The sequence below is a fragment of the Bacillus sp. G402 genome (assembly GCF_051172515.1).
GTDB classification, from domain to species: domain Bacteria; phylum Bacillota; class Bacilli; order Bacillales; family Bacillaceae; genus Bacillus; species Bacillus altitudinis.
Map to the genome: position 1 here is coordinate 1173022 of NZ_JBPIZC010000001.1, position 23698 is coordinate 1196719.

The 23698-nt window shown below is 40.3% G+C and carries 25 protein-coding genes and 3 riboswitches; of the genes, 8 read left to right on the forward strand and 17 right to left on the reverse strand.

What is annotated here, in order from left to right:
* Positions 1-44 precede the first annotated feature (44 nt).
* Positions 45-239: a hypothetical protein gene (locus ACSBQP_RS06135; RefSeq protein WP_008348081.1), complete on the reverse strand. Its 195-nt coding sequence runs from the start codon at positions 237-239 to the stop codon at positions 45-47.
* Positions 240-406: 167 nt separating this feature from the next.
* Here ACSBQP_RS06135 and ACSBQP_RS06140 point away from each other — a divergent pair, with 167 nt between their 5' ends.
* Positions 407-595: a YkvS family protein gene (locus ACSBQP_RS06140; protein WP_003211747.1), complete on the forward strand. Its 189-nt coding sequence runs from the start codon at positions 407-409 to the stop codon at positions 593-595.
* 124 nt (positions 596-719) lie between these two features.
* Here ACSBQP_RS06140 and ACSBQP_RS06145 read toward each other — a convergent pair whose 3' ends face one another.
* The 6 genes from ACSBQP_RS06145 to ACSBQP_RS06170 form a co-directional block, all read right to left on the reverse strand.
* Entirely contained in the window at positions 720-938 is a 219-nt protein-coding gene (locus ACSBQP_RS06145; RefSeq protein WP_136944411.1) for a nitrile hydratase subunit beta, read from the reverse strand.
* A gap of 258 nt (positions 939-1196) precedes the next feature.
* Positions 1197-1694, reverse strand: coding sequence for a preQ(1) synthase (queF, locus tag ACSBQP_RS06150; RefSeq protein ID WP_003211403.1), 498 nt, complete (start codon positions 1692-1694; stop codon positions 1197-1199).
* A 15-nt stretch (positions 1695-1709) separates the two neighbouring features.
* Positions 1710-2441, reverse strand: a complete 732-nt coding sequence (gene queE / locus ACSBQP_RS06155; protein ID WP_019743916.1) for a 7-carboxy-7-deazaguanine synthase QueE — start codon at positions 2439-2441, stop codon at positions 1710-1712.
* Positions 2434-2874 carry a 6-carboxytetrahydropterin synthase QueD gene (queD, locus tag ACSBQP_RS06160; protein WP_435028261.1) on the reverse strand — a complete coding sequence of 147 codons (441 nt, stop codon included), beginning with the start codon at positions 2872-2874 and terminating at the stop codon, positions 2434-2436. Before queD ends, queE begins: the two co-directional genes overlap by 8 nt.
* Complete coding sequence (gene queC / locus ACSBQP_RS06165) at positions 2875-3531, reverse strand: 7-cyano-7-deazaguanine synthase QueC (RefSeq protein ID WP_008348090.1); 657 nt, start codon at positions 3529-3531, stop codon at positions 2875-2877.
* Between the two features lie 158 nt (positions 3532-3689).
* Positions 3690-3734: riboswitch (PreQ1 riboswitch) on the reverse strand.
* Positions 3735-3805: 71 nt separating this feature from the next.
* Positions 3806-4849 carry a YkvI family membrane protein gene (locus ACSBQP_RS06170; RefSeq protein WP_435028262.1) on the reverse strand — a complete coding sequence of 348 codons (1044 nt, stop codon included), beginning with the start codon at positions 4847-4849 and terminating at the stop codon, positions 3806-3808.
* Between the two features lie 245 nt (positions 4850-5094).
* Here ACSBQP_RS06170 and ACSBQP_RS06175 point away from each other — a divergent pair, with 245 nt between their 5' ends.
* The 3 genes from ACSBQP_RS06175 to motB all read left to right on the forward strand — a co-directional run bounded on the left by ACSBQP_RS06175 (position 5095) and on the right by motB (position 9316).
* Positions 5095-7200 carry an ATP-dependent Clp protease ATP-binding subunit gene (locus ACSBQP_RS06175; protein WP_202734536.1) on the forward strand — a complete coding sequence of 702 codons (2106 nt, stop codon included), beginning with the start codon at positions 5095-5097 and terminating at the stop codon, positions 7198-7200.
* A gap of 561 nt (positions 7201-7761) precedes the next feature.
* Complete coding sequence (gene motA, locus ACSBQP_RS06180; RefSeq protein ID WP_008346088.1) at positions 7762-8556, forward strand: flagellar motor stator protein MotA; 795 nt, start codon at positions 7762-7764, stop codon at positions 8554-8556.
* Positions 8549-9316, forward strand: coding sequence for a flagellar motor protein MotB (gene motB, locus ACSBQP_RS06185; protein ID WP_019743067.1), 768 nt, complete (start codon positions 8549-8551; stop codon positions 9314-9316). The genes motA and motB overlap by 8 nt, the downstream gene beginning before the upstream one ends.
* A gap of 186 nt (positions 9317-9502) precedes the next feature.
* On the opposite strand, the gene ACSBQP_RS06190 is transcribed toward motB, so the two are convergent.
* Positions 9503-9958: a MarR family winged helix-turn-helix transcriptional regulator gene (locus ACSBQP_RS06190; RefSeq protein WP_003211701.1), complete on the reverse strand. Its 456-nt coding sequence runs from the start codon at positions 9956-9958 to the stop codon at positions 9503-9505.
* Positions 9959-10162: 204 nt separating this feature from the next.
* On the opposite strand from ACSBQP_RS06190, the gene ACSBQP_RS06195 reads away from it, so the two are divergent.
* On the forward strand, positions 10163-11662 hold the full coding sequence (locus ACSBQP_RS06195; RefSeq protein WP_008346092.1) for an ATP-binding protein: 1500 nt from the start codon (positions 10163-10165) through the stop codon (positions 11660-11662).
* Between the two features lie 51 nt (positions 11663-11713).
* On the opposite strand, the gene ACSBQP_RS06200 is transcribed toward ACSBQP_RS06195, so the two are convergent.
* The 6 genes from ACSBQP_RS06200 to ACSBQP_RS06225 form a co-directional block, all read right to left on the reverse strand.
* Positions 11714-11956: an aspartyl-phosphate phosphatase Spo0E family protein gene (locus ACSBQP_RS06200; RefSeq protein WP_008346101.1), complete on the reverse strand. Its 243-nt coding sequence runs from the start codon at positions 11954-11956 to the stop codon at positions 11714-11716.
* A gap of 301 nt (positions 11957-12257) precedes the next feature.
* Positions 12258-12788: a 1,2-dihydroxy-3-keto-5-methylthiopentene dioxygenase gene (locus tag ACSBQP_RS06205; RefSeq protein ID WP_008346104.1), complete on the reverse strand. Its 531-nt coding sequence runs from the start codon at positions 12786-12788 to the stop codon at positions 12258-12260.
* Between the two features lie 16 nt (positions 12789-12804).
* A complete protein-coding gene (locus ACSBQP_RS06210) occupies positions 12805-13437 on the reverse strand; it encodes a methylthioribulose 1-phosphate dehydratase (RefSeq protein ID WP_017367124.1) in 633 nt (210 codons plus the stop codon).
* Positions 13401-14096 carry a 2-hydroxy-3-keto-5-methylthiopentenyl-1-phosphate phosphatase gene (locus ACSBQP_RS06215; protein WP_146270056.1) on the reverse strand — a complete coding sequence of 232 codons (696 nt, stop codon included), beginning with the start codon at positions 14094-14096 and terminating at the stop codon, positions 13401-13403. Before ACSBQP_RS06215 ends, ACSBQP_RS06210 begins: the two co-directional genes overlap by 37 nt.
* On the reverse strand, positions 14097-15314 hold the full coding sequence (gene mtnW / locus ACSBQP_RS06220; RefSeq protein ID WP_435028263.1) for a 2,3-diketo-5-methylthiopentyl-1-phosphate enolase: 1218 nt from the start codon (positions 15312-15314) through the stop codon (positions 14097-14099).
* A 99-nt stretch (positions 15315-15413) separates the two neighbouring features.
* Positions 15414-15515: riboswitch (SAM riboswitch) on the reverse strand.
* Between the two features lie 44 nt (positions 15516-15559).
* A complete protein-coding gene (locus tag ACSBQP_RS06225) occupies positions 15560-16750 on the reverse strand; it encodes a pyridoxal phosphate-dependent aminotransferase (RefSeq protein WP_265785935.1) in 1191 nt (396 codons plus the stop codon).
* A gap of 166 nt (positions 16751-16916) precedes the next feature.
* A riboswitch (SAM riboswitch) is annotated at positions 16917-17074 on the forward strand.
* A gap of 82 nt (positions 17075-17156) precedes the next feature.
* Here ACSBQP_RS06225 and mtnK point away from each other — a divergent pair.
* Both mtnK and mtnA read left to right on the forward strand, forming a co-directional pair.
* Positions 17157-18350, forward strand: coding sequence for an S-methyl-5-thioribose kinase (gene mtnK / locus ACSBQP_RS06230; protein WP_076821820.1), 1194 nt, complete (start codon positions 17157-17159; stop codon positions 18348-18350).
* A gap of 6 nt (positions 18351-18356) precedes the next feature.
* On the forward strand, positions 18357-19418 hold the full coding sequence (gene mtnA, locus ACSBQP_RS06235) for an S-methyl-5-thioribose-1-phosphate isomerase (protein WP_008346114.1): 1062 nt from the start codon (positions 18357-18359) through the stop codon (positions 19416-19418).
* Between the two features lie 24 nt (positions 19419-19442).
* On the opposite strand, the gene ACSBQP_RS06240 is transcribed toward mtnA, so the two are convergent.
* The 3 genes from ACSBQP_RS06240 to ACSBQP_RS06250 all read right to left on the reverse strand — a co-directional run bounded on the left by ACSBQP_RS06240 (position 19443) and on the right by ACSBQP_RS06250 (position 22355).
* Positions 19443-19577 carry a hypothetical protein gene (locus ACSBQP_RS06240; RefSeq protein ID WP_008346115.1) on the reverse strand — a complete coding sequence of 45 codons (135 nt, stop codon included), beginning with the start codon at positions 19575-19577 and terminating at the stop codon, positions 19443-19445.
* Between the two features lie 89 nt (positions 19578-19666).
* Positions 19667-20158, reverse strand: a complete 492-nt coding sequence (locus tag ACSBQP_RS06245) for a methylated-DNA--[protein]-cysteine S-methyltransferase (RefSeq protein ID WP_017359455.1) — start codon at positions 20156-20158, stop codon at positions 19667-19669.
* A gap of 1 nt (position 20159) precedes the next feature.
* The gene (locus ACSBQP_RS06250; RefSeq protein ID WP_074042073.1) at positions 20160-22355 is read right to left on the reverse strand and encodes a PAS domain-containing sensor histidine kinase; all 2196 of its coding nucleotides are present in this window, start codon (positions 22353-22355) and stop codon (positions 20160-20162) included.
* Positions 22356-22648: 293 nt separating this feature from the next.
* On the opposite strand from ACSBQP_RS06250, the gene ACSBQP_RS06255 reads away from it, so the two are divergent.
* On the forward strand, positions 22649-23668 hold the full coding sequence (locus ACSBQP_RS06255; RefSeq protein WP_007498757.1) for an acyltransferase family protein: 1020 nt from the start codon (positions 22649-22651) through the stop codon (positions 23666-23668).
* The last annotated feature ends 30 nt before the right edge of the window (positions 23669-23698 follow it).

The following is a 23698-nucleotide window of genomic DNA, read 5'->3' on the forward strand; positions in this document are numbered from 1 at the left end:
AAGAACCAAAATAAAAAGCTTTTTCTCATGAATGAGAAAAAGCTTTAGCTTCTTGCTTCTTTAAGATATTCAAAAATAACATCTCCACCATGCTTGGCGATTCCGCGAAAATGTTTAAAATCATCTTGATTGACCAATACAGAACGAAATGTTAAAAAATCATCCTTTTGAATGGTCACTTGTTTTTCAGTACCATTCCGTAATGATTCTAGTATTGTGTTGATGTGTTCTTCAGTCAAAAAAACCGCTCCTTTTCAGCCTTGATCAAATATTAAATATACCATTCGTTTTCAAAGCGTACAACGAAAACGAAAGAAAAACGTCTTTATCCTTTACATTGGTATGAAAATATTGCAAAATACTTTTTAATAGGGAATGAAATCTGTTTTTAAAGGAGAGGGATCGGTTGAAGATTGCAAAAATTGGGAATGTGATCGAATTTAGAAATGGTTTAACAGGTGTAGTTGAAAAAGTGAATGAAAACTCTGTTATTGTGGATGTCACCATTATGGACAACTATAGAGATTTAGAACTGGATTCACTAACAGTCGTTAATCATAAAAACTATAAAATCATCAAAGACTCCGTACATTAATTTGCAATCCTCAATTCAGACTACCGTTACATAAGGATATACACAGCAAAGCTGACTCGTGTGACAGCTCTGTTCTCTTTTGACCATCACATATGAAAAAGGCTGACAACCATATTAAGTGGCGTCAGTCTTTTTGCGCGTGAAAGGTTTGCATTTCCGCTTTTGTTTTGTACATATCAACTTCTTCAGGTGTTATCACGCCTTTATCAATTAAAAGGGCGATCACTCCAAGTAATGTGGAGGCACTCCATTTATATCGTTCTTTGTTTTGATGTTCAAGCATATGAAGCTCTTCCCTTAATTCCATTAGCAGCTTCTCTGTTTTGTCTTCTTTGTTTGCCAACACAAACGCCTCCATTTTCATTCGCTCGTTTCAATTTTATCTTAAAGTAAATATATGAAGAATAAAAGCATGATACACCTTTACAAACATACGTTCTGTCGTGTATACTATACATACGAGCTGGTAGCCCCCAGCCGTCCTAGCAAGTTCTATTCCTATTGGTATGAGAAGAGTGACATGACTCTTCTCTTTTTTTATGTGCCATCATAATCTATTCCATAAAAAAAGACATGTCATCCACATGTCTTTTCTTATTTATTAGCGATTATCAATCGTTTCTGGATACATATCGTGATTCATCATACGATACGATGCCATCTCTTCATACTTTGTCCCAGGTTTTCCGTAGTTCGTATACGGATCAATTGAAATACCGCCTCTTGGTGTAAATTTGCCCCATACTTCAATATATCTTGGGTCCATTAATTCAATGAGGTCATTCATGATAATATTCATACAATCCTCATGGAAGTCACCGTGGTTACGGAAGCTGAACAAATATAATTTTAATGATTTACTTTCGACCATGATTTCATTTGGGATGTAGCTGATATACACGGTCGCAAAATCCGGCTGCCCTGTTTGCGGGCAAAGTGATGTGAATTCTGGACAGTTGAATTTCACAAAATAATCTCTATTCGTATGTTTATTCGGGAACGTTTCAAGCACTTGTGGTGCATAGTCAAACAAGTAATTGGTCCCCTGGTTTCCTAGTAAAGTGACACCTTCTAATTCTTCTGGTTTTCTTGTCGTCATTTTGTTTCTTCCTTTCTATACGCCTCGTTTATTTCCCCACAATAGCGTGTGCAGTTGTGGTAAGACTCTCACACGATTCAAATCAGGGTCTTGCGCTACTTGATCTACAAGCATTTCGTATTTCTTTAATAAGTGCGTCAATAGGTACGCATCATCAGCTGTCGTCGTATCATCATTTCCCACCTGCAAATAAAAGGGGAGTTCTGGGTATTTCGCATGAACATCCTTTGCATAGGCTAGATCAAGATCATCAAAGATCACGACCTTCAGACTTGCATGTTGCAATCTGTTTCCCTTTTTCAATTCATCTATGATACGCGTAAGTTTCGTAAAATCTGTTTTCATATTTGAACTTGGTGGTTTTGGAGAAATGGTTAAATCATCTATCTTCAAAAACCAATCTTGATACATCGTTCCCTGCGTTTCAAGCGCCGTATCAATTCCTTCTTCATGCAATAAATCAATAAGTGATTCCATTTGTTTTAAAAGCGCAGGATTCCCACCTGAAATGGTGACATGAGAAAAAGCCTTTCCACCTATTCTCTTCAGCTCTTTTACAATGTCCTCTGCCTGAAGCCACTGAATATCATGCTTAGCTGATCCATCCCATGTAAAAGATGAATCACACCAGCTGCAAGAGTAGTCACAGCCAGCCGTTCTGACAAACATGGTTTTTTGGCCAATGACCATTCCTTCTCCTTGAATGGTTGGACCAAAGATTTCTAAGACAGGAATCGCTTTAGTCATTGAGCTCAACTCGTTTCGGACGGTAAATGCAGTAACTTGTTGGTGTCTCTCTGACAAAAACTTGAACACATACTGGTTTGTTCGCTAAATTCAATAAATATGCTGCGACTTTGTCATACACAGTCTTTGCGACAACCTCTGTAGTAGGCATCGCATATGGATCGGTTGAGGAGAATTCCTCATGATCATTGAGCAGCGTGTGATCATATTTACCATGAATAAGTTTTTTCAATGTACTAAAATTGACAAGGAAACCCGATTCATCTAGGTCATCTCCAGCAATGGTTATATTAATCGTATACGTATGACCATGTACACGGCTACAAGCGCCAGCATCTTCTCTCGGGATAAAATGGGCTGCCGATACATGCATATCTTTATTTAATTCAAACGAAAATGGATGATTCGTCTGTGGATAGATTTGAGAAAGCATTTAGTTCGCCTCCTTCATGTCCATATAAGTGTCATAGCCATTTTTCCGAAGCTTACATGCAGGACATTCCCCGCAGCCATCAGAAATGATGCCATTATAGCAAGTGAGTGTTTCATTTTTTACAAAATCTAGCGCATTCAGTTCATCAGCCAGCTTCCACGTTTCAGCTTTATTCAGCCACATGAGCGGCGTATGGATGACAAATGGTTTTTCCATTGCCAAATTCACCGTGACGTTACAAGATTTCACAAACTCATCTCGGCAATCTGGGTAGCCGCTAAAGTCTGTCTCGCACACACCCGTGATAATATGACGTGCTCCAATTTGATACGCAAGAATGGATGCAAAGGATAAGAAAACTAAGTTTCTCCCCGGAACAAATGTGGAAGGCAGTTCTCCTTCTTTTTCTTCAATATCAATGTCATCTCTTGTTAAGGCATTGGGTGCAAGCTGATTTAAAAGAGACATATCTAATAGATGATTTTTCACCCCTAGCTTGTCAGCAATTCTTTTGGCGACATCAATTTCTTCTTGATGACGCTGATTATAATGAAAGGTTACCGTTTCAACCTCTTTAAATTGTTGAAGTGCCCATAGTAAACATGTCGTACTGTCCTGTCCCCCGCTAAAGACAACGACCGCTTTTTCATTTTTCATTTTCCTTTTCCTCCTTTTGCAGACCCGTACCACCGCACAAAGCTGCATCTGAAAGGTTCATGAAAACCCCTATTTTTCTCAAAAGAAAAGACACCTTTACATGTGTATGAGGTGTCCCAGCCATAAAAAATAAAAAATGCCACATCCAAGGATACGGCAAGTCCTTAGTTTTTTATAGAGGGTTTTGCTAGAACCTCTCCCGTTTTCACGGATTTTTGTTCAATTTTCACAGAGGATAGTGTACCACATAATTGGTGTACAAGCTATCCCTTCTTTACTTATCACGTGATGCAGGCACTTTTTTCAGACAAAGAAAGAGGATAAAAAAGATACTGACATAGCCAAAAACAGGGTAAACCGTTGAAATGAGTGTGCCGTATCCAATTTTACTGATCACATAACAGCAAAGCAGAATAAAGGATATCGTATACATACTGTTCAATCGGATATACGCCCTCACTTGCCTTTCGAGACCGTATAAATTCCCTATAACAGATGTAAAGACTTCACCGAAGATCACGAATAAATAGACGAGATGAATGGAGTTTGCGACTTGATACACCACTTGGGCCATCGGAATATCATACGCTTCCAGCATTTCTAACGAAGAAAGGGATAAAAAGCAGGCGAGCAGAATGAGTGTCAGCATCAGACCCCCAAGCACCGCTCCTTTTTTTATCACGGCTTCGGATGTCATTTCGTTTGCGACCGGCACTAATACGGCTTGAGACAGCGCTAAATTAAATGCACCATATGAAACCGCAGACAACATCCATTCGCCCTCTCCCATTTGCAGCCCCAGAACGTGGCTTTCACCGCTACTAAACACAAATGAGTCTAGAAACACAATCAGCGAAAAGAAAATCAGCATTGGAACGACAAGTACATTGACACCAAATAACCCTTTTGACCCTTTAAAAAGGACAATGACACTTAAAATAATCGTTAAAAAAATACCATATTCTTTTGAGATGCCAAGTTGTTCTTCAAAAATAGCGCCTGCTCCAGAAATCATCACTGACGTCACACCTAGTAAGATAAAAAACATGACGATGTTAATATATCGACTCGCAGCAGCTCCAAATAAAAACCGATTCATATCTTGATAAGATTCCGCTTCAATTCGTTTGGAAATCAGCATCATTTTTGCGCCAAGGCCGGTAAAAATAACACCGCTAATCAAAATCCCGATCAATCCAATCCAGCCAAAACGAACAAAAAATTCTACGATTTCTTTTCCTGTCGCAAACCCAGCTCCAACCACTGTTCCTACATATACAAAGGCAAGCTGAAAAGCGGATTCATTTGAACGTTTCATATGACCCCTCCGCACCCATCACTTTCGATTGTCTCTTTTTTATCCTATGAGACAAGTTCCTTGAAAAGAAGGACAAACCATGATTAAATGCAAAAAAGGATTTTTCATTCAGCTATGAGCAAAACAGTTGAAAGTCAAAATAGGTCAGAGTATACTATAGTCAAAGATGGTCAAACAACAGACCATTTTATTTAACATTCATTGGTCAAATAAAGTCAAACTTTATTTTAAGGAGGTCATGGCTCATGCGTTGTCAACATTGTCAAGTAAATGAAGCAACGATTCGCCTGAATATGCAAGTAAATTCGTCCCGTAGCCAAATGGTTTTATGTGAAGACTGCTATACCTCTTTGATGGAGCAGTCAAAAATGAAAATGGGTCCTAACCTTTTCGGAGGCAGCTCATTCTTCTCTGAGCAAGCAGGACATGCGACGAGCCAAGAGCAGCCTAAACAAAAAGGCTTGCTAGACGAGCTTGGCCGGAACTTAACGGATGGCGCACATGCTGGTTTAATTGATCCTGTCATTGGCCGTGATGAAGAAGTCACAAGAGTCATTGAGATTTTAAATAGAAGAAATAAAAACAATCCTGTCCTCATTGGTGAACCTGGTGTTGGTAAAACGGCCATAGCCGAAGGACTAGCACTAAAAATTGCAAATGGAGATGTACCAAATAAATTAAAGAACAAACAAGTTTATTTATTAGATGTCTCTTCACTTGTGGCAAACACAGGTATACGTGGTCAATTTGAGGAACGGATGAAGCAATTAATCAAAGAATTGCAAAGCCGTAAAAATATCATCTTATTCGTTGATGAAATTCATCTTCTTGTAGGCGCAGGTTCTGCCGAAGGGTCAATGGATGCCGGAAACATTTTGAAACCAGCTCTAGCTCGAGGGGAACTGCAGCTAGTAGGTGCGACAACATTAAAAGAATATCGTCAGATTGAAAAAGATGCTGCCCTTGAACGCAGATTCCAACCCGTCATCGTTGATGAGCCAACACAGGATGAAGCATTCGAGATATTAAAAGGCATTCAAGATAAATATGAAGCGTATCATGGCGTCACCTATTCTGACGAAGCCATTAAAGCGTGTGTTCAATTATCTTCGCGGTATATTCAAGACCGCCACTTGCCAGATAAAGCCATTGATTTAATGGATGAAGCAGGTTCAAAAGCGAATCTCTCCATTGATGTAGCAAGTGAAGATGAATTAACAAACCGTCTTGCGCAAATTGCCGCTGAAAAACAAGCTGCTTTAAATGAAGAACGATATGAAAAAGCAGCGAAGCTTCGAGACGAAGAAGAAGCGATTGAAGCGAGATTGCAAAACAAAACAAATGACAAAGAACATGTCGTCACAGCTGAGGACATTCAGTCGATTGTAGAACAAAAAACAGGTATCCCTGTCGGCAAACTGCAAGCAGACGAACAAACAAAAATGAAAGAAATTGATGTCCGCTTAAAAGCCCGCGTCATTGGTCAGGAACATGCGGTTGAAAAAGTGGCGAAAGCCGTAAAAAGAAGCAGAGCCGGCTTAAAATCAAAACACAGACCAACTGGCTCCTTCCTTTTCGTTGGGCCAACAGGCGTCGGGAAAACCGAATTGTCTAAAACATTAGCGGAAGAATTATTTGGCTCAAAAGAAGCGATCATTCGTTTAGATATGAGTGAATACATGGAGAAACACTCCGTGTCCAAAATCATCGGTTCTCCTCCTGGTTACGTTGGACATGATGAAGCCGGACAGCTCACGGAAAAGGTTCGCAGAAAACCATACAGCATCATTTTGCTCGATGAAATCGAAAAAGCGCACCCTGATGTCCAGCATATGTTCCTTCAAATCATGGAAGATGGCCGTCTAACAGACAGCCAAGGCAGAACCGTCAGCTTTAAAGACACAGTCATCATTATGACAAGTAACGCTGGCAGCACAGATAAAAAAGCAGTCAAAGTCGGATTCCAGTCTGAACAAGAAGAAGCCATCGAAGAACAATCATTGATTGATTCACTGAACGCTTATTTCAAACCGGAATTCTTGAACCGTTTTGACAGCATCATTCAGTTTGATTCATTAGATAAAGACGATTTAGTCAAAATTGTGGATCTTCTGCTCAAAGATTTGTCAGAGCAGTTAAAAGAACAAAATCTAACTGTTCACATCACAAACGAAGCGAAAGAAAAAATCGCTGAACTTGGTTATCATCCAGCATTTGGGGCTCGTCCGTTACGAAGAACGATTCAAGAGCATGTTGAGGATCAAATGACGGACATCTTGCTTGAAGAAGAACAACTTACTGGATTTACAGTCGATGTTGAACATGACGAAATTGTTGTGAAAAAGAGCTAAGTACATCCTAAGGAGGATCTTCAGCTCCATCATGTGGCAGTGTCTAAATTCCATCTGAGCGCCGATGCTCCCCCGCCTCTTTTCCTTTACGATAAAAGAAAAAGAGGTGGATCACATGGATCACATGATCAATTGGAACTACGATTTGATCAAAATCATACATGAAGAAAAATTAAAAGAATTGCTCTTAGATGAAACAGCTCAAAAAAGATGAAGTTTCCAGATTGTTGACACAGGGCTAAAATGAACTTGATTTTAGCCCTGTGTCTTCTTTTCAGCGTGATAGAAAACCTTTGCAGTCTAGGTAGGACGAGTACTGGCGCGGATCGAATGTAACATTCGTGAGCACCAGCACGCAGGACTGACAAAGAATGCAGGGTTTGTCTACACGCTGAAAACTCCCTTTTATATGAGGGAGTTTCTTTTTTTAAGGCTCACAGAAAGCGCTTTCGTCAAAATTTCTTCACATAAACTGTCTTAATTTTATATTCTGACTAAAACCCTTCTAGAAGACACCGATATTAACTATAGAAAAAGATAGTTAAAGGATTTGGTGAGATAATGGACAAAACATCGTTAATTGGTATTATTTTAGCATTTATTGCACTGAGTGTCGGTATGGTTTTGAAAGGTGTGAGTCTAACAGCTCTTATCAACCCGGCGGCTATATTGATCATTGTGGTTGGGACAATTTCAGCTGTTGTCATTGCCTTCCCATCTAGTGAAATTAAGAAAACACCAAAATTATTCGGCAAAATTTTCAAAGATAGCAAGCTTCCAACGATACAAGAGATGATTCCTCTATTTTCAAACTGGGCACAAATTGCTCGTCGTGAAGGTCTTTTGGCATTAGAGGCAAATCTTGAGGAAGTCGATGACGATTTTCTAAAGAACGGCTTAAGCATGGCAGTTGACGGTCAAAGTGCTGAATTTATTCGCGACGTCTTAACAGAAGAAGTCGATGCCATGTCGGAGAGACATCAGTCAGGCGCATTAATCTTTACACAAGCTGGTACATACGCTCCGACTCTAGGGGTACTTGGTGCCGTTGTCGGACTTATTGCCGCACTTGCAAACATGGGAGACATTGAAGCACTTGGACATGCGATTAGTGCTGCCTTCGTCGCCACACTTCTAGGGATTTTTACAGGGTATGTGTTGTGGCATCCATTTGCCAACAAGCTGAAGCGTAAATCAAAGGAAGAAGTAAAGCTTCGTCTCATTATGATTGAAGGGATTCTTTCTGTCCTTGAAGGCCAGTCTCCAAAGGTCATTGAGCAAAAACTTCTGATGTACTTACCAGCAAAAGAACGTGCAAATCTTGTCATTGAAGAAGGAGAAAAACAGAATGGCTAGGAAACGTAAAAACCATGATCATGAAGACCATGTAGATGAGTCTTGGCTGATCCCTTACGCCGATCTTCTTACGCTTCTTCTCGCCCTCTTCATTGTGCTGTTTGCATCTAGCTCCATTGATGCGGCAAAATATGAACAGATGGCTAAATCGTTTAATGTTGTCTTTACTGGCGGCACTGGCGTAATGGACCAATCAAGCATGCAGAGCACCGAGGAAACAGAAAACAGTAATCAAACCAAAAAATCCGCAGAAGATGAAGAAGAAGAAGCAAAAGCGAAAGCTCGTGACCAAGCGGTATTAACAAAGGTTAAAAAGCAAGTAGATTCATTCATTGCGGATAAAAAACTTGGTTCGAAGCTTGAAACAAAGCTGACGGATGAAGGTCTGCTTATTACAATTGAAGACAGCATCTTCTTTGATTCTGGGCGAGCGGTGATCCGCTCGCAGGATGTTCCGTTAGCCAAAGAAATATCAAAACTGCTCGTCATTAACCCTGCTCGTGATATCGTCATTAGCGGACATACAGATAACGTTCCGATTCGGAATTCTGAATTTGAATCCAACTGGTATTTAAGCGCCATTCGTGCGGTCAACTTTTTAAATATTCTCCTTGAAAACAGCAACCTAGACCAAGAGAACTTTAGCACAAAAGGTTACGGTGAATTTAAACCGATTGCCTCTAACGATACCGCAGAAGGCAGAAGTAAAAACAGACGCGTCGAAGTTCTTATTTTGCCAATTGAGAAAAAAGCAAAATAAATAGGAAGCCAGCAGCTTCCTTTCAGATCATGACAAAGGGCTAAAATGATGTTTATTTTAGTCCTTTGTCTTTCTTATGAGCGCGATTGAAAGCGCTTGTCGTTTATCGGTGCGCAGGACTGACACCATATGCGAGGATTAGTCTACATACTAAAAAGGAAGCCAGCGGCTTCCTTTTTTATGTGTTTATTCTTTATGATCATATAAATGCTTGGCACGCAGCCCTACATGTTTGAGCATATCGATGCAGGCATCCTTTTCCTCTTCACTAAGCACACTGATCATCTCGTGAATCTCTTTTGCATGATCTGGGAAGATGTCATCAAGCAAAGCTCTTCCCTGCTCCGTAATATGTGCAAATGTCACCCTGCGGTCTTCTGCACAAGCTTTCCGGCTAAGGAGTTCTTTTTTCTCCAATTTATCAACCACATACGTGATACTTCCGCTTGCGAGTAAGATCTTATCACCTATTTGCTGAAGCGGCTGATCACCTTTATGATACAGCAATTCTAATACAGCAAATTCAGTTGGATTCAGACCGTGCTTCACAATATGTTTGTTCATGTGGTGATTAATGGAACGATAGGCACGTGATAGTACAATAAATAATTTCAAAGATTTCTCAACATTATGATTTTCCATTTTTTATCATCCTTTATGAAATGCAACCCACTAATGTGACATTAATAAACAATAAGTAAAATGTCAACATGTTGAACCATTTTTAGCATGAAAAAGAGACCAGAACGAATCACCTAATTTTTTAAAAATCTCACAAGTCATCGTAATAAAGATAGGTTCAATGCTATAATAAGTCTATTAGGTAATACGTTGGAGCGATGAATCATGAGTATACTGAAAGGGTTTTGGAAGAAGATCAAGCTTTACCTTATTTTGGTCGTGATTCCAACCCTCATCATTAGTTATTTTATCTACGAAAAAGAAACTGAGAAAATTGATGTAAAAAACAAACAAACCGCTACACTTATGTTAAATATTCACAAAAACCAAATGAATTATTTAATCAGTGAAACAGAAGCAAGATTAACTTCCCTTGCCATGGGATTTGACCAGCCGCTTGAAACGAAAAGAGTACAAAACATCCTAGAGAAAATCTATAAACAAGAACCTCGTTTTTCAGGCCTGTATCTCCTAGACCAAAAAGGAAATGTCACAGCCAGCACCACACCATTAAAGGAAAAAATCAACCTGTCATTTAGAGATTACTTTAAACGTATTCAAGTCACAAAACAGACCGTCATCACAGATAACTATGTAAGCCGCATTACTAAGCAGCGGATTCTCTCCATTTGTGTCCCTGTTTTGAATGAAAACGACGAAGTCACGGATGTGCTAGTCGCTGCGATTCAAATTGATTATTTAAGAAATATTATGAATGTATTAAACCCAGAGCTTCATTTTAAGATGCTGAATCAAAATGGAGACGTTGTGTTTACAAGTGGGCCACAGCCAGCATCTGAAAGTGATAGCACCGTGTCTACATATTTAGATGAAAACAGCTGGAAGCTGGAGGTTTTTCCGCAGCGTGCGACAACAAGTGAAGTACTGTCTGTGATGCTGTTTCCTTTATCCAGTGCATTTATTCTCTTAAATATCTTATTCACACTCGTCCAATATATCATTTTAAGACGACAAACCCAGCAGGAACGCCACCAAAATGAAGCACAAAAACTTGAACTCATTGGAACACTCGCAGCAAGTACAGCGCATGAAATTCGCAATCCATTAACAGGCATTAGCGGGTTTATTCAACTTTTGCAAAAGAAGTATCGTTCAGAAGAGGATCAGCTTTATTTTTCTGTCATTGAGGAAGAAATTAAACGGATTAACCAAATCGTCAGTGAGTTTCTTGTGCTAGGAAAACCAACGGCTGAAAAGTGGCAAAATAATTCTGTGAAAGAAATTGTGAGCGAGATCATGCCAATTGTATTTTCTGAGGCGAACCTTTATAATGTCGAGGTTGATTTGCAAATCAATACCATTCAAGATGTTGGCGTGTATTGCACGAAGGATCACATTAAACAAGTGGTATTGAATGTAGCAAAAAACTCGTTAGAAGCGATGCCAAATGGCGGTCATTTGAAGATTGTCATTGAGGCTGAAAAAGAACAGGTCATCATAAAAGTGAAAGATACAGGTGAAGGTATACCAGAAGAGATGCTGAAACATATCTTCCTCCCTTTTATTACGTCGAAGGAAAAAGGAACAGGTCTTGGGCTTGTTGTGTGTAAACGAATCATTTCGATGTATGGGGGGACAATCGATATCGAGAGCGAAGTGAATAAAGGAACAACCGTGATCATCATGCTCCCTTCTGCACACTAATAGCTGAAGCATTCATCCGGTTTTGTTAATGGCAAGACCGGTTTTTTGATGTCAATAAGAAGGACGATTAACAGAAAGGAGACTCATTTGTGATACAAGATCATGAAAGGAAGCAACAGATTGTTGTTCATGAAAAAGAAGATACTGATACTCATTCATCAGGTTGTCCAGTTCTTGACTATATTTAATTGTCGTCTCACCTGTATAGCCTTCTACTTGAGCAGCTTCTACCATTTGTCTTCTCTTTTCATCAATTGACATTAATAGCTGTTCTTTCCGTACATAAATATTCATGATCTCAGCTCCCGCTATGAATTCGTCTGTCTACGCTCTAAATGATCCGACACCAAAATTATACTTTATTTGTAAATTAAATTAAATATGCTTATTTTATTTAATTTTTTACAGCCTAAAGACCTTTTACCCAATGAATTCTGGGGGTAAACTTCAAAATTGGACAGGACTGACACATTGATTAAACAGAATTTTATCCTATGCAGAAGACCAAAATCAACTGTTTTCTCTCTCATTTTATGTCTATTTTCCTAAAAAAAAGCTGATCTTCCGCCTCATGCGAAATGATCAGCTCCCACTATTAAACCGTTTCTTCTTCGTAAATTGGCACCCAGCCCTCAGTTGTGACAAATATGCGAACGGCGACGACTTGACGATCTTCTTGAAGTGTAAAGTAGTGACGAATATTCGGGGGCACAGAAATTAAATCACCTGGATTCAGTCTCACATCAAAAAAGACGCCGTCTTTGCCTTGAATGGCAAAGATTCCATGACCGCTCACGATAAATCTGACTTCATCATCTGTATGATGATGCTCACGTTTAAAGTTTTGAAGCAGTTCATCAAGGTTAGGGGTCGCATCTGATAATGAAATCACATCCTGCGCTTTGTATCCTCTTCGCTCGGAAATACTCTTTATTTCCTCTTGAAACACAGTTAAAATTTCTTCCTTTTCATCATCTGTTAAATCGTACTTTTCTGATAACTGTTTTGGTAGTTTTTCAATATCCCAATGTTCATAAATGACCCCTTGCTGTTCTAAATACGCCCGGACCTCTTGTTCGTTCTCAAGTAACGTGTTCTCTTCATTATGAATGTAAATGGTCGCCATGTGTGTTTCCTCCTTTTTATTTAACAAGCTGCTTTTGATAAAGCGCTACTTTCAAATGATAGGTAAATAAAAATTCATAAGCCTCTAAGACTCGTTTGGCTTCAAATGCGGTTTTCCCCCAAACGGTGATGCCATGATTACGAATGAGTACAGCACCAGCATCGTCCGTCAGGTGCACTGCAAATTGCTCTGCAAGGTGCGGAATATGAGCTGGGTTTTCAATAATAGGAACAGCAACTTCTGCATCCTCTTCCCAATAACCAAGCGCTTTAATGATTTCGTTGCCTTTAAAACGAACTTCTCCTTTATCGCCATACAGCTCAGAAATGACATTGTTATCGATCGTGTGGACGTGAAGACAACATCCTGCTTTCGTCCGCTCATAAACGTATGTGTGAAGCAGTGTTTCAGCTGATGGCCTGAGCGGCTGATTCGGATGAACCGGCTGACCTGCTGCATCAACAAGAACAAAATCTTCATCGGTTTCTTTTCGTTTATCTTTGCCGCTTGCCGTCACCAAAAACGTGATAGGATCATCCGACACTTTTATCGATAAATTGCCGCTCGTTCCGTAAAACCAGTCTCTTTGTGCCAATTCACGTTTGACGTCTGCTAGTTCCTTCCAGCGTTTACTCTTCTCGTCTGCCATTCCTTCACTTCCTTTATTTGATCAAATTGCGCTTTTAGATCAACAAATGTTTCATACTCTTTATGTACGAGCTCTAGCTCTTTACATTCGTTCAGTAAATAATCACGCGCAAACGTGAGATCCGCATGTTTCGCTGCCTCAATATCAGTCACTGAATCACCAATCATAATAATAAAGTCATCTTCCTGCGTCAGCTCTCGAATAATGGAAGGCTTGCAGCAGCCACAGCCATTTTGGCATTCTGAATCACAGGCATGCGGCCATTCAATTTGAATATGGTCTTCTTTAAATGATGCATGGTTACAATAAATATTCTCTTGTTCGACAATCCCTTCAAGGATGGGATAGACAAAAAAGTCCATACCGCCGCTGAGTACATAGAAAGGAATGTCTGCTTTTTTGACATCATCGACAAACTGTTCAAATCCTTCACGAATCTCTGTATCCTCTAAAATAAATGACCGAATGGCTTCTTTCTGATCACTCGTCAGTAACTGAAACATCTGTCCGACGCCTTCTTGGATCGTGATTTCTTTTGCTAGAACACCATCCTTCCATTTCGTCCATTCTTTTGGAGCAAACTGCTTCATGATGCGAATGATATTATCATTTTTCGTAATCGTGCCATCAAAATCACAACATACAATTGGTTTTTTCATTTATTCTGCTACCCTTCCCCAAAGATCAAGTGCTGCTTGTAAGTCTTGACAAGTTGACGCTTTTTCTTCGATAGACTCTTTTTTGACTACCGCATCAATGATCGAACGAAAGGCTTTCCCTCCTCCGATTGCTCCCCGCGGATGTCCGTGAATTCCCCCGCCTGCATTAATGACATGATCAAGTCCAAAATCTTTGATTAAGATCGGCACCATTCCCGGGTGAATGCCTGCTGAAGGAACAGGAAATGTTTGTTGAACTGTATCCTCTTTCACACATGCTTCGAAAATGCCCATGGCATCTTTTTTCGGAAGGGCGACTGATCCATAAGGAGAGGGAAAAAGACTTAAATCGGCGCCAGCATATCGATTTAATTTGCCTAAAAGAAGAGAATGCGAGAATCCATAGTCTGGAGAGGATGTCATTGCACCGCTCACTGCCGGATGTGCCATGATCGGCAATGGGATCTCTGGATCTTCAGCCAAGCTTTGCATGACATCAAGTCCATAGGCAAAAACGTTGAATAATAGCACATCAGCCCCGAGTTCGGTTGCCTTTCTTGCTCGATCTTTCAAATCAAAAGTTTTACCAGTTAAATTAACAGCATAAAGCGTGCGATGTCCTGTCTCTTCATATGTTTCTTTTAATATCTTTTTTCCTTCCTTGATTCGATCTTCAAAAGGGGCTAATGGGCTTTCAAATAAAATCTCATCATCTTTGATGAAGTCTACTCCACCTAAAGCCTGTAAGCGGAGCTGTTCTTTTAAATCCTCCATATCACGGCCGATCACGCCTTTAAATATACTCATCAATAGCGGCCGATCAAACACGCCTACTTTCTTTCGTATCCCCTCTATGCCAAATACCGGTCCTGGCAGACAGCGTTTAAACCTTTCCGAAAATTCGATATCGACGAGCTTTACTTTCCCATCCAGTGAAAGCTTTCCAAAAATCGTCGTCAACACCGCTGGTATATCAGCTGAAAAGTTCGCCTCAGGATAAGCAATGGTCACCTCTGATTGATACAGACCACCATTTGCGGGAGACTGATCTTTTACGCTCACCACACGGCCTTTATGTTTTTTCAGCTGCTCCTTTTTGAGCTGAGGCAAGTCCGTCCATGACCCGACCGTTAACCCAAGTGCGATCTGCTCTGCTTTTCGGTCTATTTGTTCATCCTCTCGATGTGTTAGTACGTATGTTGCCAGTAGTTCACTCACTAGGAATCCCCTTTCGATTGCGTCCTGTATGTGGTCAATAAAAAAACCTCTTTAAGTGCTTGATCAGCGCGTTAAAGAGGTTTCGTCTCATTCATCCGAATCTTATCTCTCAGCGCTTGCTGCAAGAATTAGCACCGTGCTTCATGGAAGTCGGTTGCCGGGCTTCATTGGGCTAGTCCCTCTGCCTACTCTTGATAAGAATATTCAATTTTCTTAAATATTGCCTGAATTATCGCACCATTTTTTTACGTTGTCAATGGCTTTTTTTCAAATAACTGCAAGGCAGCGATACGATCAGCGGCTTCCTTTAGCCGCTCCTCGCTTGTTAAAAGACCGACTCTGACGTAGCCTTCACCGTGAGCACCAAAGCCATTCCCCGGTGCAACAACAACATGTGCTTTTTCTAATAATACATCAGAAAAAGTTTCAGATGTATACCCTTCAGGCACCTTTAACCAAGCAAAAAACGAGCCCTTTGGCGCACTGACGTCCCAGCCAATCTCTTTGCATGCAGCAATCCAAGTGTTTCGTCTTTTTTCGTACCGATCATTTTGTACTTGGACGCACGTTTGATCGCTTAAAAGTGCTTCTGCTGCTGCATCTTGAGTTGCTTTAAACAGTGACACAAACAGGTGATCCTGATAAAGCTCAATGGCTTCGATAACAGAGGCATTCCCTGCTGCAAAACCGACTCTCCATCCAGCCATATTATACGTTTTGGACAATGTATATATTTCAATACCTGTCTCTTTTGCTCCGTCTATTTGCAGGAAACTGAGGGGATTTTCGCCGTCAAATCCTATGCCACCATATGCAAAATCATGGACTACACACATATTATTTTCACTCGCAAACGCAACAGTATCTTCAAAAAATGTCCGGGTTGCAGTCGCACCAGTCGGATTATTTGGGTAATTTAAGTACATCAATTTTGCTTGATTCTTATCCTCTTCTGACAGTTGGTGGTAGTCAGGCAAAAAATCATTTTGTTCAAGAAGAGGCATTGTGACCATATGAGCTCCAGCAAGCACAGCGCCTGACCAGTAATCAGGATATCCTGGGTCTGGAACAAGCAGCGTATCACCTGGATTCAGTAAACATTGCGGCAATTCGACTAGTCCCGCTTTTCCTCCAAATAAGATGGCAATCTCTGTCTTTGGGTCAAGCGTGACGCCATATTCTCTTTCATAAAAAGCAGCTGCGGCCTTTTTTAGTTTCGCTGTCCCGCGGAATGAGGAGTATTGATGATTTTCAGGTTTTGCTACCGCTTCCTGCATCGCTTTCACAATATGTGGAGGAGTGGGCTGATCAGGATTTCCTTGACCTAAATTAATCACATCTGCCCCTTCCTGCATTTTTTTCTGCACTTTTTGAACAAGCGACGCAAAAAATTGTTTCGGTAAATGTTTCAATACATCTGATTGCTGGAATTCCATTTTTTCACCTTCTATTCAAGTTACGTGACAATACAATCACTGTAATGGATTGTTTTATGAATTGTAAAGCAATTTTGAAAAAAGATTGACATGTGAACTGCAGCTCTGATAATATCTAGAATTAAGAAATGCAAGCAGACATGAAACAATTACATATTGATTTCTCTTATCGAGAGTTGGGCGAGGGATTTGGCCTTTTGACCCCAACAGCAACCGACCGTTAATACCACTGTGAAGTGGGGCGCAGCAAGAACAGCGCCAAGACAATTTATTGTCTTATAGGGCACGGTGCTAATTCCATCAGACGTATGTGCTGAGAGATAAGAGAGGCTTCGAGCATACACGCCATCAAGCCTCTTTCTCTCAGGAGAAAGAGGCTTTTTTATATGATTTGGAGGGGAAGCAATTGGTTACACTTACGGCATCATATGAAGAATTAACAGAGAGTTCGGCAGTTGCACTTGCCATTAGACTTGGCTTGATTCGAGAGAGCAGTCATTTGACATGTACTGAAATTGGCGACGGAAATTTAAATTACGTCTTTCATATTTATGATCACAAACAAGCAAAAGGACTGATTATCAAGCAGGCCCTTCCTTACGCAAAAGTCGTTGGAGAAAGCTGGCCGCTGACATTAGACCGCGCAAGAATTGAAAGTGCAGCACTCATCAAGCAATCAGAGTATGCACCACATCTCGTACCAGCCGTCTATTATTCGGATACAGCTCTTGCAGTGACGGCAATGGAGGATCTATCACACCTTGAAATCGTCAGAAAAGGGCTAATTGCCGGAAAACAATACCCGTATTTATCAGATCATGTCGGAGAATTTTTAGGCAAAACACTATTTTACACGTCTGACTTTGCCACAAATCCTAAAATCAAAAAACAATTCGTGAAACAGTTTACGAATCCTGATCTTTGTGACATTACAGAAAAACTCGTCTTCACAGATCCTTTCTTTGACAGCGAAACGAATGACTTCGAAGAGGAATTAAGAGAAGAGGCACAAGCACTATGGGCTGATCTTGAACTGCAAGCAAAAGCAGCAGAATTGAAACGGATCTTCTTAACCTCTGCTGAAACACTGGTACATGGAGATCTTCATACAGGCAGTATTTTTGCAAACGAAGCGGAAACGAAAATCATTGATCCAGAGTTCGCTTTTTACGGTCCTTTCGGATTCGATATCGGTCACTTTATTGCCAATTTGTTCATCAATGCTTTATCTCATGAGAATGAGCAGGATCAGCAGCACCTTTTTGATCATGTCGTCAATGTGTGGGCAACATTCAAAGAAGTGTTCACAAAAGCATGGAAAGAAGACAGTATTGAAGCGTTTAGTGTATCGGACAGCTTTTTAGAAACAACCTTTGACCGTATTTTAAAAGAGGCCACCGGCTTTGCTGGCTGTGAGCTTGTTCGCCGAACCATCGGTCTTGCGCATGCGGCTGATCTCGATGCGATTCCATCACATTCTAGAAGGCTTCAGCAGAAAAAAGCAGCACTTACACTAGGAAAAACATTCATCAAACAATATCAAGCAGTGGAAACAGCGTCTGACCTCGTCGCATTATTCCAGCAAACTGTAAAGGAGTGACGAGTTTTGTCTAAAGAATTTGAAGTTCCCCGTTCCGTCGAATGGGAAGAAAACCGTATCAACATTTTGAATCAGCAAAAATTACCCGCTGAAACCGTGTTTGAGCATTTATATACAAAAGAAGATGTGTATGATGCCATTGTGACGCTAAAAGTGCGCGGAGCACCTGCTATTGGCATTACAGCGGCTTTTGGGCTTGCACTCAGTGCACAAGAGATTGATACAGAAGACATTGATATCTTTAAGCGAGAAGTCGCTCGCCTGAAAGAATATTTAAACAGTGCTCGTCCAACCGCTGTGAATCTTGCCTGGGCATTAGACCGGCTTTATCAGCGCATTGAGCGTGCTGCTTCGGTGAATGCAGCCAAAACTGATCTTGTCCATGAAGCCATTCAAATTCAAATCGAAGATGAAGAAACATGCCGGCAAATCGGTCAAAATGCTCTTCAGCTCTTTAAATCTGGTGATCGAATTATGACCATTTGCAACGCAGGCTCCATTGCCACAAGCCGGTACGGAACAGCGCTTGCACCCTTTTATTTAGCGAAAAAGAAAAACCTCGATCTTCACATTTACGCATGTGAAACACGTCCTGTCCTTCAAGGCGCTCGTCTGACGACATGGGAATTGATGCAGGGCGGCGTAGATGTGACGCTTATCACGGATAATATGGCAGCCCATACGATGAAAGAAAAACAAATTTCTGCCGTTATTGTTGGTGCAGATCGAATCGCTAGAAACGGTGATACAGCAAATAAAATTGGAACGTTAAGTCTGGCTATTTTAGCTAAACACTTTCAAATTCCATTTTTTGTGGCAGCGCCTCTTTCGACCTTTGATGTGTCAACTCAGGATGGGTCAGATATTCCGATTGAAGAACGCGACCCGCAGGAAGTAAAGGAATTAAACGGCATCCAAATTGCGCCTCCTGACGTGCAGGTATTTAACCCTGCCTTTGATGTCACTCCTCATCACCTCATTTCCGGAATCATTACAGAAAAAGGCATTATCACTTCCAACTATACAGAAGAGATTGATGCACTATTCACCGAAAGCGTGTCACTTTAATCAAACAAAAGCGCGGGGTTCTTATCATTTAAGAGCACCGCGCTTTTTTGTTTCGTTCGTTTTTGCTAATATTTCTTTTTTCTGTTCTTCTGTCAACACGTTCATTTTGACAAATAGTGATGTGACGGCGTACATTTTATCTTTTTTGCCCCATAACATGTTAGCAGCCTCCTTTTTCCCTAGACCAACTTTTTTAGCTTAATAAAAGGATATGTCGCTCGCTAAACATTTGGAACAGGTCAATTCATTTATTTTTGAACAAATGGGATGCCTTCTAATTCTAAAAGGATCGCTTTCATCCCTGTCTTCGTCCCTGCATAACCAGTCAGAGTCCTGTCTTTTCCAATGACCCGGTGACACGGGATAAAAATAGGCAATGCATTGCGTCTATTAGCTTGTCCAATGGCTCTGACAGCCTTTGGATTGCCGATCGCTTCTGCAATATCAGCATAGCTTTTTGATTCACCATACGGAATAGTAGAAAGTGCCTCCCACACTTGCTCCTGAAACGGAGAGCCTGCTTGCTTGAGCGGGAGATCGAACACTTTCCGATCGCCCTTAAAATACTCATCCAGCTGTTTTTTCGCTTCTTTTAATACAGGCGTGTCTTCTTGTTTAAAATGGTCTCTCTGTTCTTTGACCAAAAACGATTCATCATCAAACTTCACTTCAATGATGGCACCATCTTTCTCTAGTATGTATAATGCCCCGATTGGTGCGGTATAGACTGTATAATACACATTAAAGCTCCCCTTCTTGTTTCTGTTGCCGGAGTGGAAGCGTGAGATGGAACACTGTTCCGACCCCTTCTTCACTCTCTACTTCAATGGTTCCTTGATGCTCTTCAATAATTTTATAACTAACCATTAACCCAAGTCCAGTGCCTCTTTCTTTTGTTGTATAAAATGGTTCTCCGAGACGCTTTAGTTTATCCTCTGTCATTCCGCAGCCTTCATCACGAAGAGAAATCACAATGTGCTCCTCGCCCTTCCTTTGAATGCTCACATATACATTTCCTTTCTGAGGCATTACTTCAATCGCATTTTTTAAAATGTTAATAAAGACTTGCTTCAATTGATTTTGTTCACAGTAGATGAGCGGAATATCATCGAGCACATCTAAATGCATTTGTACATTGCCAAGATTGGCCTGTGCGTGAAGAAGGTCCATCGTGTCTTTGACAATTTGCACGACATTTTTTTCTTCATAGATGATGGCCTGCGGTTTCGCTAAAATCAAAAATTCTGTAATGATGGATTCGATTCTTTTTAGCTCTGATGTAATGACATTAAAATAGAGCGAATACTCCCCTTCAATGTTTCCTTTGAGCAACTGAATGAAGCCTTTTAAAGCCGTCATTGGATTTCTAATTTCATGAGCAATTCCAGCGGCAAGCTCTCCGACAACATGAAGCGTATCCGATTTTCTTACCCGCTCCTCTAATTCCTTGCGTTCAGTCACATCTCTAAAGATGGCCAAATTCATGTTATGAATAATATTTCGTTTAAAAGAAAACTCCAAAATACGTTGATCTGGATGGTTCAGCACAAATGGAACTTCATTGTCCATCTCATCTAATGACATCGCCTGAGCTGGCTGCGCCAAATTTTCAATTTGATATGGCGCAAGGATATGAAAAAGATTCATTTCCGTTAAGTGATCATCTTTGAGGCCAAGCAGTTCACTTGCGGAAGGATTCACATCAATAATCCGGTATTGATTATCGAAAAGAACAATGCCATCCATAGAGCCATTAAATACTTTACGGAATTTGAGCTCACTTTCTCGAAGCTCCTCTTCCATTCGCTTTCTGTCACTGACATTCCGTAAAATGGTTAAGTGCTGTCCTTCTAATACCGCATGCTTAGAGGTGAACTCAAGCTCTTTGAATTGGCCATTCGCCATTCTAAAGAGGAGTTCTTCTCTGATTTCAAGATTCCTGATATACCGTCTTCTTGTCGGCCGGTATCTGCGATCAGATTTGACTAGAAAATCCATGAGTTTCTTGCCAATCAGCTGCTGCATCGGTAATTCGAAAATTCGGCAGGCGGATTCATTTGCCCTGACAATCTCTCCATCATCCGCCCAAATGATGATGGCATCCATCGCATTTTCGAATATTTCTCTAAAACGTTCTTCACTTTTTAGCAGCTTTTCTTCCATTAATCTTTTTTCTGTAATATCACGCATGATGGACATGTAAAAACCACTCATCACATTGGATGTGATGGTCAGTTCGAATAATTTGTTCTGCCCAGATTGAAGGGTAACAGGAAGTTCTCCCTTTGCTTTCCCTGTTTCTTTCAATGAAGTTAAGAGCTGCTGGAGCGCTGGAAGGTTTTCTTCTTCAACAAATTCATTTAAGTAGCGGTCTGTTAAATCTGTTTTTTGAAGTTCAAAGCTCTGGCAAAAAGAGTGATTGGCGTCAATCATACAACCATCCTGATCAAAAATGACCATACCGTCAATCGCTCGATCAAATAAATCTTTAAACAGCTGCTCATTCATCGAACGTTCTCGCTCTAATATTTTCTTTGAAGAAATATCACGCATGACGACAATATATTGTTGATTCACCACGTCGTGCTCCGCCACAAATTCAATATATTTTGTCTCTCCATTTTCAAGTTGAATGGAGATCTCTCTTTTTAACGTTCCTTTTCGAAAAAAAATCTCAAGCGAGCAGTCAATTTTGTTTTTCGGGATGCCGTATAGGAAATCTAGAACGGATTTATTGAGGAGGTCTTCTTTCGGTGTTTGCACAAGCCTGCATGTCGCTTCATTGGCTTGGATAATGTTGAGGTGCTGATCAAATATAAAAATCGCATCTAACGTCTTATTTAACAGCATTTTGTGCTGTATCAATTCATTTCGCAAATATTCGTTCTCTTTTTCTAATTTTCTGATATTTTTCGCACCATCGAGCGTTTCAGTCATTCTCTTACACTCCTTTTCCAGCCTCATTCCTCTACAATATTTCTACAAGATTTTCATTGTTCCTTCATTCGACTCATAAAAAAAGAGAACTTTTTACACGAGGCTTGCTTCATTTGTTTCATTTGGATGACACGATTGTATAACGATTCTCTTTTCTTACGCTTCTTTTACAACCGTTCTACAATTTCACATCAAATAGCGAAATGAGCCAATTTGTATTTTAAAATGGGGCAAATGAGGGAACAGTGCACTTAGAACGTTTATGTTCGAAAAGAAGCAGGAAAGGTGATGTTATGACGTCAACGAGAGACAGTTATTTTGATAATGCAAAATTTCTTCTGATTTTTCTAGTTGTTTTTGGTCATTTGTTACGGTCATTCATACATGATAATGACTGGATACTCTACTTATATAAATTTATTTATACATTCCATATGCCCGCTTTTATATTGGTGTCTGGCTTCTTTGCCAAAGGTTTTAGAAAACCAGGTTTTATGAAAAAAGTCGCAGTTAAGCTGATCATCCCATATTTGATTTTTCAGGTCATCTATTCTGTGTATTATTATTTCTTACAGGATCAAAGCATCTCTAACTTAAATCCGATTGATCCGCAATGGTCTTTATGGTTTTTAATCAGTTTATTCTTTTGGAACTTACTACTCATTCCTTTTTCAAAACTGCCATTCCACTGGGCAATGATCGTCAGTTTATCGATGGCGTTACTTGTCGGTTACGTGGACAGCATTAGCGATACACTCAGCCTATCTCGTACGTTTGTCTTTTTGCCGATGTTTTTAGCTGGCTTTTATTTAAAAAAGCAGCACTTTGAATTTATCCGAACAAGCAAAGGGAAACTGACTGCACTTCTTGTACTGATGGCCGTGTTCATGTTTTGCTATTTTTATGAATTCGATTATTCCTTTTTATTTGGGTCACAATCGTACGCTTCTCTTGGAGATGAAGGACTCATTGCAGCGATGAAACGAATGGCATGGTATTTACTTGCATTTGCTGCTACCTTTAGTTTCTTTGCATTAGTCCCTACACGCCGGTTCTTCTTTACCAAATGGGGCACAAGAACATTATATGTCTATTTACTTCATGGCTTTGTGATTAAGCTTTTAAGAACGACTTGGTTTGATGATTGGGCTCTAAATACGGCAAGTGTATTGATTCTATTGCTGCTTACGGTCCTCTTAACCTTTACCCTATCTAGTACATTTGTTAAAACTGTTGCACAACCAGTCATCGAGCTCAAAATGACCAGCCTGATGCGAACCATTACTGGCAGACAAAACAGTTATATTAAATAGAAAAAACGATCTCTCAGGATCGTTTTTTTC